19 protein-coding genes and 2 pseudogenes are annotated in these 18,175 nt (G+C 61.7%); 7 read left to right on the forward strand and 14 right to left on the reverse strand.

Annotation, left to right across the window (positions count from 1 at the left end):
* Together TY51_RS23565 and TY51_RS22070 are read left to right on the forward strand one after the other, a co-directional pair.
* Positions 1-225 (forward strand): annotated as a pseudogene (locus tag TY51_RS23565) (IS481 family transposase); the annotation flags it as partial.
* Between the two features lie 324 nt (positions 226-549).
* The gene (locus TY51_RS22070) at positions 550-843 is read left to right on the forward strand and encodes a hypothetical protein (RefSeq protein WP_156118043.1); all 294 of its coding nucleotides are present in this window, start codon (positions 550-552) and stop codon (positions 841-843) included.
* A gap of 228 nt (positions 844-1,071) precedes the next feature.
* Here the strand turns inward: TY51_RS22070 and TY51_RS14515 are convergent, their stop codons facing one another.
* The 6 genes from TY51_RS14515 to TY51_RS14540 form a co-directional block, all read right to left on the reverse strand.
* Positions 1,072-2,154, reverse strand: a complete 1,083-nt coding sequence (locus tag TY51_RS14515) for an endonuclease/exonuclease/phosphatase family protein (RefSeq protein ID WP_052650263.1) — start codon at positions 2,152-2,154, stop codon at positions 1,072-1,074.
* Positions 2,155-3,238: 1,084 nt separating this feature from the next.
* Positions 3,239-3,772 (reverse strand): DUF4167 domain-containing protein, encoded by a 534-nt coding sequence (locus TY51_RS24590; protein WP_081995086.1) that lies wholly within the window; start codon positions 3,770-3,772, stop codon positions 3,239-3,241.
* Positions 3,773-3,966: 194 nt separating this feature from the next.
* A complete protein-coding gene (locus TY51_RS14530) occupies positions 3,967-4,611 on the reverse strand; it encodes a sugar transferase (RefSeq protein ID WP_042250702.1) in 645 nt (214 codons plus the stop codon).
* A 432-nt stretch (positions 4,612-5,043) separates the two neighbouring features.
* Positions 5,044-5,196, reverse strand: a complete 153-nt coding sequence (locus TY51_RS22080) for a hypothetical protein (RefSeq protein ID WP_156118045.1) — start codon at positions 5,194-5,196, stop codon at positions 5,044-5,046.
* A 240-nt stretch (positions 5,197-5,436) separates the two neighbouring features.
* The gene (locus tag TY51_RS14535; RefSeq protein WP_042250684.1) at positions 5,437-5,913 is read right to left on the reverse strand and encodes a hypothetical protein; all 477 of its coding nucleotides are present in this window, start codon (positions 5,911-5,913) and stop codon (positions 5,437-5,439) included.
* A gap of 112 nt (positions 5,914-6,025) precedes the next feature.
* On the reverse strand, positions 6,026-6,313 hold the full coding sequence (locus TY51_RS14540; protein ID WP_042250685.1) for a hypothetical protein: 288 nt from the start codon (positions 6,311-6,313) through the stop codon (positions 6,026-6,028).
* A 343-nt stretch (positions 6,314-6,656) separates the two neighbouring features.
* On the opposite strand from TY51_RS14540, the gene TY51_RS22085 reads away from it, so the two are divergent.
* From TY51_RS22085 to TY51_RS14560, 4 genes are all read left to right on the forward strand, one after another.
* On the forward strand, positions 6,657-6,848 hold the full coding sequence (locus TY51_RS22085) for a hypothetical protein (protein ID WP_156118046.1): 192 nt from the start codon (positions 6,657-6,659) through the stop codon (positions 6,846-6,848).
* A gap of 502 nt (positions 6,849-7,350) precedes the next feature.
* On the forward strand, positions 7,351-7,557 hold the full coding sequence (locus tag TY51_RS14550) for a cold-shock protein (RefSeq protein ID WP_042250689.1): 207 nt from the start codon (positions 7,351-7,353) through the stop codon (positions 7,555-7,557).
* Positions 7,554-8,129: a uracil-DNA glycosylase family protein gene (locus tag TY51_RS14555; protein ID WP_052650265.1), complete on the forward strand. Its 576-nt coding sequence runs from the start codon at positions 7,554-7,556 to the stop codon at positions 8,127-8,129. Before TY51_RS14550 ends, TY51_RS14555 begins: the two co-directional genes overlap by 4 nt.
* Positions 8,130-8,133: 4 nt before the next feature.
* Positions 8,134-8,391 (forward strand): hypothetical protein, encoded by a 258-nt coding sequence (locus TY51_RS14560; protein WP_156118047.1) that lies wholly within the window; start codon positions 8,134-8,136, stop codon positions 8,389-8,391.
* 8 nt (positions 8,392-8,399) lie between these two features.
* On the opposite strand, the gene TY51_RS14565 is transcribed toward TY51_RS14560, so the two are convergent.
* The 8 genes and pseudogenes from TY51_RS14565 to TY51_RS14600 form a co-directional block, all read right to left on the reverse strand.
* Positions 8,400-9,137 (reverse strand): transcriptional regulator NanR, encoded by a 738-nt coding sequence (locus TY51_RS14565; protein ID WP_042250692.1) that lies wholly within the window; start codon positions 9,135-9,137, stop codon positions 8,400-8,402.
* Between the two features lie 64 nt (positions 9,138-9,201).
* A complete protein-coding gene (locus TY51_RS14570; RefSeq protein WP_042250695.1) occupies positions 9,202-10,953 on the reverse strand; it encodes a hypothetical protein in 1,752 nt (583 codons plus the stop codon).
* The gene (locus TY51_RS14575) at positions 10,950-11,888 is read right to left on the reverse strand and encodes a Gfo/Idh/MocA family protein (protein WP_231559074.1); all 939 of its coding nucleotides are present in this window, start codon (positions 11,886-11,888) and stop codon (positions 10,950-10,952) included. The genes TY51_RS14570 and TY51_RS14575 overlap by 4 nt, the downstream gene beginning before the upstream one ends.
* A gap of 75 nt (positions 11,889-11,963) precedes the next feature.
* Positions 11,964-13,022 (reverse strand): ABC transporter permease, encoded by a 1,059-nt coding sequence (locus TY51_RS14580; RefSeq protein ID WP_042250696.1) that lies wholly within the window; start codon positions 13,020-13,022, stop codon positions 11,964-11,966.
* Positions 13,019-14,542 carry a sugar ABC transporter ATP-binding protein gene (locus tag TY51_RS14585; RefSeq protein ID WP_042250697.1) on the reverse strand — a complete coding sequence of 508 codons (1,524 nt, stop codon included), beginning with the start codon at positions 14,540-14,542 and terminating at the stop codon, positions 13,019-13,021. The genes TY51_RS14580 and TY51_RS14585 overlap by 4 nt, the downstream gene beginning before the upstream one ends.
* On the reverse strand, positions 14,539-15,174 hold the full coding sequence (locus TY51_RS14590; protein ID WP_042250698.1) for a DUF2291 family protein: 636 nt from the start codon (positions 15,172-15,174) through the stop codon (positions 14,539-14,541). The genes TY51_RS14585 and TY51_RS14590 overlap by 4 nt, the downstream gene beginning before the upstream one ends.
* Before the next feature lie 55 nt (positions 15,175-15,229).
* A pseudogene (locus tag TY51_RS24390) lies at positions 15,230-16,170 on the reverse strand (D-ribose ABC transporter substrate-binding protein).
* A 109-nt stretch (positions 16,171-16,279) separates the two neighbouring features.
* On the reverse strand, positions 16,280-17,128 hold the full coding sequence (locus TY51_RS14600; protein ID WP_304413104.1) for a phosphogluconate dehydrogenase C-terminal domain-containing protein: 849 nt from the start codon (positions 17,126-17,128) through the stop codon (positions 16,280-16,282).
* Positions 17,129-17,196: 68 nt separating this feature from the next.
* Here TY51_RS14600 and TY51_RS14605 point away from each other — a divergent pair, with 68 nt between their 5' ends.
* On the forward strand, positions 17,197-18,135 hold the full coding sequence (locus TY51_RS14605; protein WP_052650267.1) for a four-carbon acid sugar kinase family protein: 939 nt from the start codon (positions 17,197-17,199) through the stop codon (positions 18,133-18,135).
* Positions 18,136-18,175: the final 40 nt, after the last annotated feature.

An 18,175-nucleotide genomic window follows, 5' to 3' on the forward strand; every position in this document is an offset into this window, starting at 1 on the left:
CGAAGCGCTTCAATGGCCGGATCGAGGACGTCCTGCAGAGGCCACCGCTTCCGCAGCGGCGAGGATCTCGGAACAGACCATCCTGCGCTACGTCCGGCTCTACAACGGTCAGCTCCCGCAATCAGTGCTGAAGGGCCGAACGCCCGTCGATGCGCTCAAGGACTGGCAAAACAAAGGCCGGACCTGTTCAGGAAGAGGCCGTATAATCACGTGGGATGTGACACCTATAGGCACATGACCTCCCTGAGAGGTCCGCCATGTGGATCTTCCACAAATCGGACAGTGGTGGGGGTAATGGAGTGACCCAATCGGCGAAAAGTAATGAAAAACCGCTCATTTACGGATGGGAATTAATAAGACCACGACAGCGTTGGAGAGATCATGATGGTGCTGCTTGGGAGGGGGACAGCTATACCCGGGTGAGGGCGTATCATCGGCCACCGCGTGACACGATACGGCTCGGTGAATTGCCAACTTTGCATGTGTCGCTGAAATGCAGGATAAGCTCGTTGTCTGTGAAGCGCGGTCATACAGGTGCGGGGATAAGGAATGAATTCAAAGCGGCTATTAGATCTCTCAAGGTTCTATGTCGGGTCACTTTCACATGCTGAAAACGACATCAAAGACTGGCAAAATAGCAGTTTGGCGCGGGTGCAATTTCACGGGAAGATTGACTTTTTCGACCTTCCCCAAGGCACAACCAGTGATGATTTCGAAGAAGCAGCGATAGACCATTATGGTGCATACTCCGACGCTGTGACTGAGGATGAAGACGGCGGTTGGATAAGAGTGGATCTTGAAGACGAACCCGGGCTAAATGATAATAGCGAAGGGTCTTTATAGGGCGATTGAGAATATAACCAAGGAACAAACTTGCCATCACGCACCAGTATAAAATCAATGAGTAAATCAAACCGATAAGTCAATTTTTGAACTGAAGTGCCGTTAAGCGAGATCACTCTGTGAAAGATCACTGCCACTGTAGAGTCATGAAACCTAGTATGGCTCCATGCAGGCAAAGGACACTATTGCCGGTGCGCCGGTGGACCTGCCGCTGGCGCTGATCGGCACCTACCTCTCCCTGACCAGCGTCTCTGCATTCTCGAGGTCCAGATCGTCGATCAGGTCCCGATCTTCCTCGGTAAGGGGACGGGGCTGGATATTGAGCCTGGCGGCAAGGCCGGGATCCACGCGAAACGTGGCGGCCATCGGGAAATGGTCCGAGCCGACATGATCCAGGCGTTCGATCGAGACGACGGCAACGTCGGGCGTTGCGTAGAATTGATCCAGCGGAAACCGCAGGAACCAGCTGTTCGCATCGAAGCTGGCATAGAAGCCGCGACCAATGCGGGGATCGAGGTAGCCTCCGACCCGTCTGAACGTCTGCGAGGTCTCGGACCAGGCCACGTCGTTGAAATCGCCCATCGCCACCACGGGCATGTCGTCTTTCGCGGCAAACTTCGCTGCGGCATAGATCTGGCGGTCGCGGTCGTCCGTGTCCTCCCCGGGGATCGGCGGTCGTGGATGCAGACCTAGGAAATGAAACGGCTGTCCGTCGGGGCTTCTCAGGCGTGCGAAAAGAGACGGCGTTCTGTCGTTCGTCAGTTGGATGACCCGGGCCTCATCGACCGGCAGCCGCGTGGCAAACACCATGCCGTAGTAGTTGCTCTGCGGCTGGCGCACGACGGTCGCATACCGCGACAGCATCGGCTGGAGTTCGGCGAGCCAAGTCGCGTCTGTTTCCAGGAGCAGCAGGATATCCGGATCATAGCGGTTGATCATCTCGATGACGTCCCGATACCGCGTGTTGCCCATCTGGACGTTGGCTGTGATGACCCTGACAGCGTTTGGCGCCGGCTCTGCAAAGGCCATCTCCGGAGATGCCAGCGGCGTATAGGGATAGACCCGCCATGCCTGATAGCTGCAGACCCCGACCATCGCCAACAGGATTACCCACCGTGCGGGTCGGTTCAGGAACAGGGCGCCGATCATCAGGAAGAGGCTGGCGACAAGGATCTGAACGCGGGGAAAGCCCATTGCCCGCACCCACCATTCATTCGTGTTCCATAGGGGAAGGATCGTCACGAAGACGGTCAGGATCGCCAGAGGCCACACGACAAGCGGGGCTGCGTGGCGGAGGATATGCATCGACATTCTCAGGTTCCTCAGGGTGCATCGGGCAGGCGTGTACGGGTGGCTCCCCTCAAGGATGGAAACGCCGTTCATGTTCCCTTGGATTGACGCAGCCCTCAGGCACCGGGGCGGCTTCAATGATATCTTGCACGAGGATTCATATCGTAATTGACACTGGCCTCGCGACATGCAGTGGCGGGCGTCGCTCAACATCCGATCCCAAAGTCGTGAGGCACGCTAATTCGCGGCTCTCGGCACGATCGCAAGTGAAGATGTAGCATTAGGTCGTGCGGTTCATTTCCAATGGTAACTATGCCAGATAGGCACAGGAGTTCCGCTGAAAGGTTAAGCCTTGTGGCACTTCCCCGCAGCGGTCAGCTGTGCGGTAAAGCGATGATCCCTGAGGTTCAATTCGTAATGGGAAGCACGGGTCCGTTCTGGATGGAAATCAATACACAGGTGACACGCGGCACCTCAGATGCGGTAGAAACAGCGGTTCCAGAGCAATCACTCTGGCAAATGTTTGTTACTGGCAAGAAGGAGCACTCTTGGCATTGTGCCGGCGAGCGTTGCTAACCTGCGCACTTTGAGATGCGCCTGACAGCACACGGGCAATCGCCACCTGCATGTCGAGCTTCTCACGCAGGTCCCGATATGCAGCGGTGTGTGAATAGGCAGTCAGAGCGTTGTCGATAAGGACCCAGTCCTCTAAAGACATCGCCAAGCGAAACATTACGTCATCCGACATACGGCGCATACAGGTTACCTTGGTTACCCTGAACAACTATAGGGTGAAGATATGCCGATCTTGCACATTGTGAAGTTGGCTATTCGGACAGCCCATATTCAAGACAGATGTGGGCGGGCACAAATACGTCCAGATTCAATGCGCCTCCGCATTCAGGCCAACGAGCAGATTCTCGATGTCTAGAAGAAGCCCTCTGCAAACTCATGAGCAGGCCATGAAACGCCAGCAGATGTCGTTGGCAATCAAGGGACCGATTGGCAGAGCCCTTGTGTCTTGCGGCTCCCGCAGCGATCAGTGAGGGGTCGCGTTCCATCAGTCACGACATCGCTACGCCTGAAAATGCATGGGCTAGTCTTGTTATGACCGAAGGACTAGGCCCAGCTGTGCCAATGTGTAGCCATGCTGCCCCGCAACCCGTTCAAGATCATCGGCGGCGGCGGCACGTTTTGCGATTTTTGCTCGCTCCTGGATCTTGGCATCAACGAAGCTCGGCGATGGTATCGGGATAACGGCAGAAGGCGCAGACACTTGGGCCACGTCTGTGATTGCCACTGGCTCGTAAACGCGCGCGGCATCAGCGCGAGGGAATGTCTTCACTATGGCCGGCACGGGCTCATGAGGCAGGTCTTTCACCGTTCGGGTGCTGGTGAGCTGAACCGGATTGCCCAAGCGGACATAGTGCTCGGCAGACTGCAGGAAGGCCTCGGACGCGACACGGTCATTGGAAAGTCGCGCTTCCTCCGCAAACTGCAGATAGCGCTCGACGAGTTGCTCTGCCGTGCCTCGGATCTTGCCTCTGGCACTCGTGCTCTCAAGGACGCGGTTAGCAGGACCACGCTGCTGTTGTGACGATCGCGATGCGTCACCTCGCCGGTGTCGGTATTGTTTCATGAGCCAATACGATGAGGATGGCGGCGATCAGGATGCCGCTCTCTACCGGCATATGGTGAACCTTGCTGACCAGCAAGCGCTCGCCTGCTCATACACAGTCGGAAAAATACCGCTGCGACGCGCTGTTTATAACGCGATGAACAGACCTGCCGCAGCCAAGATGCGCGTTGTCCATACGTACGGTTATCGGAGGCTCAGTGCGCCCCGCGGGACATGACCACGGCAGGAATGGTCATGAAGATGATGCGCAGGTCCATCCACGGGTTCCAGTTCATGACATAGAAACGATCAAGCTGCACACGCTCCAGATAGGTCGTGTTGCTGCGGCCGCTGATCTGCCAAAGGCCGGATAGCCCGGGCCGCGCCGACAGGTAATGCCGGGCGGAGCTGGCGTAGTAGTCCAGCTCTTCCCGCACGACCGGACGTGGGCCGACCAGGCTCATCTCTCCGGTCAGCACGTTCAAAAGCTGCGGCAACTCGTCCAGGCTCAGCTTGCGCAGCACCGCGCCCAAGCGGGTGACACGAGGATCGTCGACCAGCTTGCGCTGTTCGTTCCAGAGCGCCGCCTTGGCGGGGTGCTTGCGCAGATACTGTTCCAGGACAGTATCGCCGTTCACGACCATGGTGCGGAATTTCCAGCACCGGAACTCGCGCCCGCCAAAGCCGATGCGGCGGTGCCCGTAGAGCAGCGGCCCTGAATCCGTCAGTTTCAGCACGATGACCAGCGCCAGGATCAACGGCGCCAGCAGCACCAAGCCAAGAACCGCCAGCGTGATGTCCAGCCCACGCTTGGCCAGACCCCCGACGGGGACAGCCCTGCCTATGCGAGATCTATGCAGTCCCGCGAGTGCAGGTTTGGCGGCACGGGAGGGGTGATAGTCAGAGACTAAATCTCTTTCAGCACGGAGCATACGCATCGCAACAACTAACCTACTAACAAACAGGAAAACGTCCCGACAGGCTCGTACGGGCTTGGCCTATGAAGCAGTTCGATAAAATTTTATCAAACTGGGTTTTTAGTCAGGTTGGTCAGGATCGTAATAGACAGGTGCGGAGAAAGTCCTTCGATCAAGGATAGAGGCTGGTCACACGACAGACCTGCGGCAGACGCATCAGCTAATCTGGCGAATTGCGACTGAACCAGACAAGATCGCGCTCACCGATTCAGTGACGCTATTTCTGCGTTCCCCAACAAGGATGCTGGGGGTTCTTAAGTCAGTGGATAACCGCGCTGCATCTCGACCCGGCCCAATGCTAGAGCGTGACTTCTATCAACCAGCGAGCCTGTACAACTGATCCTGTTGCCGGATGAGCTTTTCGTAGAGAGCCCGATACCGGGTGTTGTGGCGATATGCAGCAAGAGCTGAAACGATCATATCGAGTTCGTCTTCAGAGGCGATGGCCATGATCACGTTGTCCCGCACGGTTGTCTCCGTTGATTTTCTGGTTTACCGGCATCAACATGCGGCGCACGTCGTGGTTGCACTGATTAACCGCAAGTTGAGATTCTGGCGGAAACGCGCTCAGACCAGGCAAAATGACTGTCGATCGCCCAAATGAAGAGACGTACGATCATCGCACCATCCGCTGAAGCACGAGCGACCTTGGCGTCATGTGCCGTCACGGCCTCCGTCCGGTCCGTGAAGCGGTACATGCCCGATACTTTACTGCAGGTCGCATATGCCCATGGCGGTGTCGAACGACGTGTCTGATGCCGACAGCTCTCCACTATCGATATCGATCGGCTGAAACGGCGGAAGTTCTTGGGCGGCGGGTTGGACCTGGCTAAGACGATAGCAGCCGGTGTACACGGTGGTCCCGTCGGTGGTCACCGCTTCGATCGCAACAGGAACAGCGAAGTGCAGCGTACCAGCAGCCCCATCGGCGATGACCTCTCCCTGGCGCAGACGGACGCTTTGGGTGGTGGCGTAGCCCTCACGGAAGGCGGCCAGGTCCGGAGCAGTTTTGGGATCAAAGTAGCTGTGCGCGCGAAGGTACTCCTGCCTGTTTATGGCATTATAAAGCGACGCAACCACCCTGTCCGCAGTGGACCGATCATCGAGATAGGGGGCGACTTCTTGCGCAAATGAAGGCGTCAACGACAAGGCGGCAAACGCTGCGAAGGTGAGGGTGCGGATCATGCCAAGAGCCTCGATCTGATACTGATGATAAAGAGGTGGATTGCTTGGTGTCGCGGCAGTGCAGCGCGGTGTGGCTACACCTCTTCCACTGAACTGGCGCGCGCGATGTTCATCAGCGGCAAGAGTAGCTGAACAGGTACCGCCCATCGCCTCCTGGACGACCGGGGCCAACCGAGCATACGCGCTGATTGCTGAGGAGGTAGTCGCGGGCCGCCCCACGGTACTCGATCTCCGGATCCTCAATTCCAGCAGCCATCAAGGCGACCTCCAGTTGGCCGCGACGATCGGCGATGTACCAGGCATTCCCTTTGTAGAAATGTTCATCGGCAGTGCCGAAATCGGAGACGGGCGGTGTCGTGCATCCCCCGAGAACAAGTAAGCCGATCAATGCGTATTTCATGCCGAGGTCAGTCCCTTACGATCACGCAGTCATGCCGCGCCTTTGATATAAAGACGAACCTTCGTTGGCAGCGAGGGTTCCGCGGCAAGCATCGGTCTTGTTGTTCTACCTGCGCGCGTTCTCTGGTGAGAGATCATTGATGCCGGCAATCTCGCGGTCAGAGATGCAGGCAAATGGATCGATACGCCGGGCCTCCGGATCGAGCACGTTTGGGACTGCGATTTCCGATAAGGCTTGGATGAAGAAAGATACCCGGCAAATGTCCGGATAATGGTCAGACAAGGCAAACCACCTTGCGGAACATTGGATCCAGCCATCTGTTAAGGTGCAGGAGGACCATGTCATGACGCAAGACCAACCGAAACCGACCCCCACCGATCAGGTTCAAGAGGCCGCGACGACAGAGCGACATCCCGAAGTGCCCGACCATGCCGTAAATGAGGAACACCCAGCTGTTCCCGGCGGCAACCGTCCCGACGCCGCAGTTGCAGAAGACCCAACCAAGCCCGGCCTTATCGACAAGAGCAAGACTTGACCGAAGCGACAATGCATTGACGTCAAGGCCCGCCCGCTCGGCGGGCCTTCGAATAGGAAAGCGTGTCGGTACAATTTAAGGGATCGCGAGATTGTCGATGCTCCTATAGGTTGAGTTCGACAGTATTCCCTGTTGTCACTTGGCCCCGCTCGGCAACTCCCTCCAGCCGAGCGGGGCCTTCCCCCACAACAGCTGTTCCGAAACCGTCCGCAGCCAAGGCCGACAGATGAGCGTCCTCTAGAACACCGACGCGTGTCGACGCTTCTGATCTGAAGGTGGGAGTTCGCGCAGTTCAACGCAAACTTCAGACTCTGGATCTTACACCATTGTTCGAAGTCCTTGCGCGTTTCGATGTGGTCGGTCGCCCGCCCCAGATCTATCCAGTTCGGCATCAATCGCAGTTCGCGACGCCTCGGTTCAGGCCGGCGGCGAAATCGGTAGCTTGCCCGATCGCGCGTGATCGCCGAATGTCGCTGCATCAGAAATCGTCTTGGAGAATGAAATGCCCAGAGGAACGGTCAAGTGGTTCAATGCGGACAAAGGCTTTGGCTTCATCCAACCGGAAGGCGGCGCGCAGGATGTCTTTGTCCACATCTCAGCCGTTGAGCGCGCTGGCTTGCAGACCCTGAAAGACGGGGCAGCCGTGTCCTATGAACTGGAGACAGGGCGCAACGGCAAGGCCAGCGCGATCGACCTTCGTTTGGTATGAAGACTACCGGCCACACCGGCGGGGAATTAGCCAAGTTTGCTGCTCGGCTGAAGTTGCTTGTAGGCGACCCGTGTTCGGGTCGCCCCTTTGTCTGCACCGGGTCACCCCTGGCATGTCGCGTCTTCATTGTCGGCCAGAACCCGGCCAGGGAGACTGCCAACTTCTGGCGCTATTGGTCGGATGATGATGGTATGAACCGCGCCGCGTGGCGCGAGCGCTACCTCGCCAAAAATGCATTGAGCCCCACCAGAAAGCGGATCGAGCGTCTGGCCGACCTCATCATTGCGCCAGTTCTCGAGACAAACATCTGGTGCGTTGAGGCTGGGAGCGGCAAGCACCTGACACGCGCGGACAGAAGCACTGCCGTCTTTGAAATGTTGCTCGAGCAGATCCGACCGGCTGTCGTCGTCGCACATGGATCGAAGGCGATCTCCCTGCTTGATCACTTAAGCACCGGCGCGCTGGTGATCGCCGTGCCTCACCTGTCCGGACTGGGAAGCCCGAAGGGCTTCGGCTGGAACGACGAAAGGCTCCAGCAACTGGCGGCACGCGTAAACGGTACAGTATCATGACCAGGTGGCACGCCGCGCCTTAGAAGAGCCTAATCTCATGGGCCTCAGCCAGGTTCAGATCATCCGTTCGCTGGCAGAAGCTCTGCAGTGGTTCGAGAAGGCGCTGTCCCGGGGCGCCGAGGTTGCCCGCAAACCCTACCCGTGCTTCGCCAGATTGCCCGCGGTTATCGAAGTCGAAGTTCTCGATCCTACAAGCAACCCAAAGAAAGCCAGAACCTTCGGCACCGACATCATCAAGTCGTTAGGGGCTACGCGACAATAGCACTACCTCTACGACCCTCCTTGACCGTTGCTGTGAAAATAAAGGTCGGTAGATCGGTCAAGATGTGCCTGCATCATCCGCACCGCGCCGTCGGGGTCCGCAGCCGCGATCCGATCGGTGATCTGCTGATGCTCTGTTAGGGTAATTTCTTCGTTGCCCGACCAGTGGAGAAGGATCCCGTGATACTGGAACAGCCAACGCAGCATGGACTGGCTGGTGGCCGTCAGGATGGGATTGCCAGAGATCGCCGCGATGCGTGTGTGGAACGCCATGTCGAGGGACACGAATGTCTGTGCATCCTGTGTGACGGCGCGCTGACGGCCGATCAAGTCGCGCAGATCGGCGACATCGGCCGGGGTTGCCCGCTGCGCCGCCTCGCGGACAAGGCCGCATTCGAACATCCGGCGGGCCTGTTTAAGATGATCCAGCTGATCGGGTTCCGATGACAGCAGCATCTTGGCCACGTCGTCGACCCGGCTGAGCACGCTATCCGCGCTCAGTTCGTTGACCCGGCTGCGCTCTCCGTGACTGATGGTGATCAGGCCCATTGTGTGCATGTGCTGCAGCGCTTCCCGGACTGCGGGGCGGCCGACGCCGAACCGTGCCATCAGGTCGCGCTCTGAAGGCATGGGTGCGCCCGGTGGCAGCTCTCCGCTGGCCATCAGGTCGCGCAGGCGATCGAACATCTGGTCGGACAGTTTGCGCCGCACGATCCGATCGGGCGCGGCGTTTGGGTCTTTTTTCATCACTGCCTTCTTCCTGCACGGACCGAGACCATACGGTCGTTGCAGGCAGGTGGAAATCCCCCCGTCACTGAAAACGCCAGCCGTATCCCGGCAGGGCGTCCCCCACCTGTGCGGGGGCGGGATGAGGCGACAGGTTTGCGATCAGGTGCGCCTCGCCGATCTCCATCACGGCAAGCCCGTCCGCGATCCGGGTGTGTCCGACCTGCTGCCCTGCCAATGCAGCCAAGGCCGTGACCACGTCCGCAATGGACCGCGGGCTGTCGGTGTCGTCGATCAGACCGCGCGGGCCATACAGTTCGGCCGGGGTCCAGACCTCCAGTCCGGCCTGCGCGATGGCGACCGCCAGACCGCAGGTCCATGCGGCGGCAAAGGCGCCGTCCTGACGGGGGTCGTCATCGGCCATGCACAGGCGAAGCCGGTCGGGATTGGGGATGGTCCGCGCGCCGTAGGGGTTGTGACGCATCGCCAACGTCGAAGGCCCCAACCGGTAGGCTGCACCTGCCGCGATCGCTGTACCCGACGTCAGGATCTGCGGCACCGCCTGCAACGTCTCCATCACCGCGACGTCGTCGGCGGCATGCACGATCGGGCACAGGCCGTGGGCAATGAAATCCAGCTGTCCGACCGGCGGCCGCTTGCGGTTCAGTTCGGGGAAGAACGTGGCCGAACCACCGCCAAGGGGCAGACCCGGAAAGGCCAGTCGTGCCGCGGCATAGATGTCTGCCAGCGCCGGACAGTCCGGCCAATCCGAACCGGGAGGAACCGACGATCGGTCCACCTGCGGCACGACCATCACGGACGATGCCCGCAGCCCAGACCGTTTCACCGCAGCGGCATAGGCGGCGAATTCATTGTCCAGATCGCTTTCCGGCGGGCAGGCGGCGATCAGTTCCAGATCATACGCGATGCCGGAACAGAGCGCCTGCAGCGCCGCGTAGGCGCGAAGATCATCGTCGATCGGACCTGTGCCGGCATCGACGTGGCACAGCAGCCGTTGAGGCGCGATGCGTTGCAGCATCCTCGGCGCTGACGCGGCGCGTCGTGCCTGCGCCGCCGTGACCAGCAGGGCCGTTTGCGGAAACCGCGGGTTGGAAACACCTTGCATCTTGGCTGCCGCGGGCTGCTCTCCGGACTGGCGGTGCCACCGGATACTGACAGACTGGACGACCGGCTCGGTTTCGGACAAACGATAGGGCCATGGCAACGCCAGCGGTCGGTTGTAGGTCTTGAACGACGCATCACCCCACTGGCGCTGATCCTCCATCTCGAACACGTCGCCGGACATGCGACAGGTGACATTCCACGGCCCCGCCTGATGGGTCAGGGCCGCGATGTCCATGAACGGTTGCCAAGGGTCGATCAGGTCGGGGAACCGCCCCGTCGTGCGACGCCCGTCCGGGTGATCGACCAGGACCGGCGCACCTGCAACGCCGATGATCGGATGCAGGACCGTGATACCGGTCCTGTTGGTCCAGACCTCGCCGCGACTATGGGCGGTGGCGGTGAGGTCCATGCCGTCAGCCGTCAGATCCAGCGCGATCACCGCCGTGACCTGGCCATCCATGTCATATCGCGCCTGCCACGAGACATGCAGCCCCTCGGCGGTCCGCTGGATCCGAACACCGTCGGATTGCGCCGTCACGGTGCCCCAATCACGATCGCGCACAAGGAACGCCACGTCGCGGATCACCTCGATCCCGTCGACGTGCAGGTGGCGCAGGTGGCCGTCCTGCAAGGTTGCCTGAACCGCGCCGACCGTCAGATGCTGGGCCGCGGCGGACGCCGCGTCGGTGCCATAGTGCGCGCGCCTGCTCACATCCTGACCCTCAGTCCGTCGCGAGCAGAGGTATAGGCGGCCTCGACCAGTGCCAGCGTCTTGAGGTTTTCCTGCCCCGACGTTTCGGGCGTGTGACCGTGACGCAGGCAATCAATGAAATGCTGTTGGATGATCCGCACGCTTTCCTGGATGTTGTGCCAGGGGCGTTCGGCCCAATCCAGCACCGGCGGAGAGACATCGCGGATGTCCTGAACGCTGCCCCGGTCAATGACCAGCCGGTATCCGGCCTCCAGTCGCAAGGATCCCCCGGTGCAGTCGACCTCCATCAGGGTCTGGGGAAAGGTGTCGGGGACGCGACGCGTGGCGTAGGAGCAATCGACTACCGACGTCGCGCCCCCGGCATGATCCAAAAGGATCGTCGCCACATCCTCTCCCCGGATCGCAGAATTGATGCGCGCGGTCGAGGCAGCAAGACGGGTGACGTCCCCCAGAGCGGCGCGGGCGATGTCCAGGACATGGATACCCAGGTCCTGGATAATGAACCGCGGATCGGTCGCCAGATAGGGCTGCCCCGAGAACACGTCGTATCCCGACCGAAAGCTGAAACGTCCGAAGAATGGCCGCCCGATCGCTCCACTCCGCAAGGTGTCGATGGCGGCGCGCACGGGCGATTGCCAGCGGAAATTCTCATGGACCATCAGGGTGCGTTTCGCGGCATTCATGGCCTCGACCATGGCATTTGCGTCTTCCATCGTCTCGGCAAAGGGCTTCTGGCAGATCGCATGCAGTCCCGCCGCCGCCGCCGCCTGTACCAGCGGCCTGTGCGACGCGACGGTCGTGGCGATATCGACGAAGTCCAGCCCTCCGTCGGCCAGCATTGCGTCGGCATCCGCATAGGTCCGGGTGATGCCGAACCGCACTGCCGTTTCGGCCAGCCGCACGGCGTCGCGGTCGCACAGGGCCACGATCCGCACGCCCGCGATGTCGCGCCAGGCGTGCAGCTGGTTCTGGGCGAAAACCCGCAGCCGATCAGTGCGCCGTTCAGCATGTCACGCCCCCGCCTCTGCCTGCAGTGCCACGCGGGCCTGCAGTTTCTGTTGCGCCTGATCGACCACGACCGCGGCGATGATGACCAGCCCCTTGATGACCGTCTGCCAGAACGACGACACACCCATCATCACCAACCCATCCGACAGCACGCCGATGACGAACGCGCCCACGATCGTGCCGCCGATCCGGCCGCGCCCGCCGGACATCGAGGTGCCGCCCAGAACCGCTGCCGCAATGGCGTTCAGCTCGAACGACTGGCCCGTGGCGGGATGGGCCGCCACAAGCTGCGAGCTGATGATCAGGCCCACCAGCGCCGCGCATAGTCCGCTGAACATGTAGACGAACAGCTTGATCCGGTTGACCTTGACGCCCGACAACGCCGCGCCGCGTTCGTTGCCGCCCACGGCATAGATATAGCGCCCCAAGGGCGTGCGCCCGGCGATGTATGCCGCCAGCACGGCCACGGCGATCAGCATCCAGATGGTGATGGGCACCCCCGCCCATGTTCCCGCGCCGATCAGGCGGAACGTGTCGGACCCGTATTCCACGTTCCCGGACAGGTTCGGAAAGGTGCGCCCGTCGGAAAACAGCATCGCCGCGCCGCGACAGACATAAAGCGTTCCCAACGTGGCGATGAAAGGCGCCACGTTCAGCTTGGTGATCAGCATGCCGTTGACCGCACCGATGGCGATCCCCACCACCATGACGATCAGGCAGATCTCGATCGTGTTGTACTGCATCGTCCATCCCAAGCCGATGTCGATCCCGTTCAGGATCAGATAGCCCGCGACCATGCCGCACAAGCCCACGATCGACCCGACCGACAGGTCGATCCCGCCCGAGATGATGACGAATGTCATCCCGATGGCCAGAAACGCGTTCAGCGCGACGTGCTTGGACATGATGACCATATTTGCGGTCGACAGGAAGTTCGGCGCGGCGAACGCGAAGAACGCGAATACCAGGATCAACGCGATGAAGGTCCGGGCCTTGAGGACCACCAGCAGCATCTGCGTAGTCTGTGGCGCGGGGCGCGCGGTGGATGCGATAGCGCTCATGCGGCAGGTTCCCTAAGGCTGTGTCCCTTGGCCGAGGCGGCGACAAGGGCGGTTTCAGTGGCGTCGTGGCGTTCAAACCGGCCCGTGACACGGCCGTTGGACATGACGATGATACGATCGGACAGGGCCATCAGCTCCTCCAGGTCCGAGGTGACGAAGACGATCCCCAGCCCCTGCGCCGCAAGGTCGCGCATGGTGCGGAACACTTCGGCCTTGGCGCCGATGTCGATGCCGCGTGACGGCTCGTCCATCAGGAGGACCTTGGGACGTGTCATCAGCGCCTTGCCGATCACGACCTTCTGCTGGTTGCCGCCCGACAGCGACGATACCGGATTGTCCATGGAGGCGATCTTGACCACCAGCCGCTTGACGAAGTCACCGACGCGGCGGCGCTCAGCGCCAAGATTCATGTGGATGCCCGCCGTGGTGACCTGCCCCAGACTGGACAGGGTCATGTTCTCGCGGATCGACAGGATCTGGACCAATCCGTCATTCTTGCGGTCCTCGGGGATCAGGGCGATGCCTTGGGCGATGCGCCCGGAGATGCTGCGCGCCGTCAACGGGCGGCCCTCTACGAACAGGCGGCCTGTCGCGTGTCGGTGGCGGCCGATGACACATTCCAGAAACTCGCTGCGCCCCGCGCCCATCAGCCCATAGACCCCCAAGATCTCGCCCGCGCGCAGCGAGAGGCTGACATGGTCCACGGCCATGCCGCCGGGGCGCGACAGGCAGATGTCCTCGGCGCGGAACACCTCATTGCCAAAGGGATGATCCGTGGCCTTTGCATAGTCCTTGCTGGCCTCTCCGATCATTGCGCGCACGATCCAGTCCAGATCCACGCCCTGCATCGACCGCGCGCCGGTGATGCGCCCGTCGCGCAGGACGGTGATGTGGTCGCCGATCCGCAGCAACTCCTCCAGCCGGTGAGAGATATAGACGATCCCCACGCCCTGCCGGCGCAGATCGCCGATGACCCGGAACAGGATTTCGACCTCGGTGGCGGACAGGGCGCTGGTGGGTTCATCCAGGATCAGGATGCGCGCGTCGCGTGCCAGGCTTTTGGCGATCTCGACGATCTGCTGCTGGCCCACGCGCAGATCGCCCAGCAGGGTGTCCGGGTGGATGTCCTGTTCCAGCCGCGCCATCAGCGCGCGCGTGCGCGCCCGTTGCTCGCCACGGTTGATGTCGATGCCCGCGCGGGTGCATTCGCGGCCCATGAAGATGTTCTCGGCGACGGTCAGGTTGGGAAACAGGTTCAGCTCCTGAAAGACGATCCCGATGCCGTAGCGGCGGGCGTCGTCAGGACCGTTCAGCTGCACCGGCTGGCCGTCGATCAGGACCTGGCCGTCGGTCAGTTGCTCGACCCCTGCGATGACCTTCATCATCGTCGATTTTCCGGCACCGTTCTCGCCGACCAGCACGTTGACGGCGCCAAGGTGCAGGTCGAAATCCACCCCCTTCAGCGCCTTGGTGCCGGGATAAACCTTGGTGCCGCCGCGGATCTGCAGGCTCACAGTCATGGCGCGACCAGGGCGGTCGGCACCACGACCCAGGGGGCATCGGCGGCAGGCAGGGTCATCGCGCCCGTGACCGACAGGCTCCGTCCGGTCAAATCTGCGTCCGGCAGAACAAGGCGCTGATGGGCCTGATCGTTCAGGGCACGGGCCAGCTTGGCGAATTCGATCTGATCGCGAAAATCCGTGAACACCAGAAAATCCAGGGCATCGCGCAGGGCGGTGCCGCGGATGACCGGGCCCAGTTGAACCGTCAGGTCCCCCTGCCCGTCCGCATCGGTATCCAGCGTCAGGGTGGCGGCGCGGGATTCCCGGTCAGCCCCGACCACGACACCATCGGCTTTCACGATGAAGTTCCAGGGGCTTCCCTCTGACGCCGGGCGGATCCCGTGCGCTTCACCTGCATCGTCCAGCCCTTGCGCAAGGATCGCGCGCAGATCGGACGCGCCGACGGTACGATCCTGAACATAGGGGGGCAGTTCCTCGTCGAAGATCTGCGTGGCCCGCGCCGCCATGCGCTGGTCGTCGTCCATCGGCGCTTCTGCTTCAGCAGTGGTGGGATCGGGGTTGGGAACAATCTTGCAGCCGGGCAACAGCGCCAGCGCGCAGACCATCAAGGCGGTCCATGCAGGTGTCATCGACAGATCCTTTGGGACGGGAACGGGTTTGGCACGGGGCCAAACCCGCAGGGCCTCATTCGGCCAGGGCGAAGGTTTCCAGCTGATCGGCGTTGTCGGCATTGATCAGCACGCAATCCATCAGTTGCTTTTCGTCCAGCCCCGTCTCGCCGGTGCGCAGGTACTGATCGGCCTGCTCGACCGCCAGCTGAGCCTGCCGGTAGGCGGGTTGCAGGACGGTCGCCTTGATGCCACCTGCCTTGATGGAGTCGCGCACGTCGTTCGATCCGTCGAACCCCACCACGATCACGTCGGTGCGGCCCGCGGCCTCCAGCGCGGCCCATGCACCCATCGCCATCGTATCGTTGCCCGAAATCACGCCCTTGATGTCGGGATGTGCCTGCAGCATCGTTTCCATGACGGTGAATGCTTCGGTCTGGGACCAGTTGGCAGTTTGCTGGGCCACCATCTCCAGATCGGGATATTGGTCGATGATGTCGTGATAGCCCGACGACCGGATGCCCGCGTTGGTGTCCGCCTCGCGGCCCAGCAACTCCGCGTACTGCCCTTCTTCGCCCATCAGGCGGACGAACTCCTCGCTCCCAGCTGTGCGCCCTGATAGTTGTTGGACACGATCTGGCTGACGGCGATGCCGCTTTCCTTGATCTCGCGGTCGATCAGAAAGGACGGAATGCCCGCATCCTTGGCGGATTGCACGGCAGCGACGGTGGCGTCGGCCCCGGCATTGTCCAGGATGATCGCCTTGGCGCCGCGGGCGATGGCGGTATTGAACAGCTCGGACTGCTTGTTCGGATCGTCGTCATGGACCATCACGACCGTCTCGTATCCCAGTTCCTGCGCACGCGCCTCCGCACCAACGGCCTCGGCCTTGAAGAACGGGTTGTCGTGGCTGGGGGTGATGATCGCGATCAGCCCCTCGGCCGATGCAAGACCCGGCAGCGCCAGTGCCATGGTCAGTCCCAGTGCTGATATCCTCAGCCGGCGTTTCAGATTCATAACGTCCTCCCTTGTTTTGCCGTGCCAGCCGGGTAGCGATCCGGTCCTCCCTGACACGATGAGCGTGATGGCAGTTTAGATCTCAGTCAACAGGTATGATGAGATGATCTTAGGTGATGCGTTCGATGCTGGCAGTGATCTCATCCCATTCGAAGACGCGCTTCCAGTCGTCGCGCATCAGCATCGGTTTGCCGAACTCGATAGCCTTGTTGCAGGCGTCCGAGAACGCGCCATCGCGTTCGTTGAACAGGACCGCGCCCAGGATGTTCATGTGGCCCAGCAGGAAATCGCGGGCGCATTCGTGGCTGACGCCGCTGCGCGCCACGCATTCGTCCAGTGCCTCGCGCATCACAGCCATAAGCGAGGCGCAGACCGTCTCGGATAGTCCGGGCTCCAGCATGGCCATCTGCTTGACGGTGACCCGATGGCTGCGCGCAACGGGAGCATAAATGGCCTTGGCGACGCGTTCGCCCAGATTATAGTGCTCCTCGGGACCTTGCATCAGCGCGTTCACCACGCCCTGTTTCGCCGCAACCCCGCCGAAGTGGTCGGCCCGGCCTTCGGGCGTGTCCTCGTCGTTCCAGATCGGCGGATGACAGGGGTGGGTCACGAAATAGGTGATGTCGTCCCGCTCGGGCAAATGGCCCGCGAAGGGCGCGGCTGCGTCCAGGATGACAACCATGGTGCCCGGCGCCAGCACCGGCACGATGGCAGCTGCGACTTTGCCGATCACGGTATCCGGCACCGCCAGGATCACCACCTGCGCGCCGTCCAATGCGTTGTCCTGCGGCACGCAGTCCAGCCCGGTCTCAGCCTTCAGGCGGGCCTGTCCGGAAGTGCTCAACTCGACATGGGCCACATGGAAATCGGTCCGGGCCAGGTTCGTGGCCAGACGCACCCCCATCTTTCCGCCTGCCCCTAGCAGCGCCACCTTGGTCATTTCGATCTCCTCCGGCATTCTGGAATCACTTGCCTAACTGGTATGATGAGGTGATAATTATTACGGCACGTCAAGAGGGGACGCGAATGACCGATCTGCGGCTTGCTTGGCTGGGCGACGATTTCACCGGCGCGGCCGCCGTGATGGAGGTGCTTACCTTTGCGGGCGTGCCCTCGGTCCTCTTCACCGAGCCGCCCTCGGCCGCGCTGTTGGCGCGTTTCGCAGATTGTGCGGCGGTGGGGCTGGCGACGACTGCCCGCGCGCATGGACCGGCCTGGATGGCCCAACACCTGCCACCGCTCTTCGCTGCGCTGGAGGCGCTGCGGCCCCAGATCCTGCATTACAAGATCTGCTCGACCTTCGATTCGTCGCCACATATGGGCTCGATCGGCACGGCCATCGCGGCGGGGCTGTCGGTGCGCCCGTCGCACGCAGTGCCCCTGCTGACCGCGGCCCCCGCGATGCGGCGCTATCAGGCTTTCGGACATCTGTTCGCGGGTAGCCCGCAGGGGGTGTTCCGGCTGGACCGCCACCCGGTGATGGCCCATCACCCTGCGACGCCGATGCCGGAATCCGACCTGCTGGCCCACCTTGCGGCGCAGACCGACCTGCCCACCGCGCTGATCGACCTTGAGGCGCTGGCGGCAGACCCTCAGGCGCGGCTGGAGGAGGCCTTGGCCCAGGGTGTGCGCATCCTCTCCATCGACAGCATGGACCCGGCATCCGAGGCCGCGGCAGGCGCGCTGATCTGGGAAAACCGCGCGCGCACGGGCTTGGTCGCGGGCAGCCAGGGAGTCGAATACGCGCTGGTCCGGCACTGGCAGCAGAGTGGCACCTTGCCCCCGCCGTCCCCGCCCGCCTCCGCCGGACGCGTGGCACAGATCGCGGCGGTGTCGGGGTCGGTGTCTCCTGTGACGTCGGCGCAGCTGGACTGGGCAGGGCGGCACGGGTTTGCGCTGCTGCCCTTCGACGCACGCGCGCCTGTGGGTCGAACGACGATCTGGACGCCGACGTCGCCCGCCTGAGCCGCGCCGCCCTTAGTGCCGCGCACGACGGGGCCAGCCC

The organism is Paracoccus sp. PAMC 22219, from assembly GCF_000787695.1.
Lineage (GTDB): Bacteria > Pseudomonadota > Alphaproteobacteria > Rhodobacterales > Rhodobacteraceae > Paracoccus.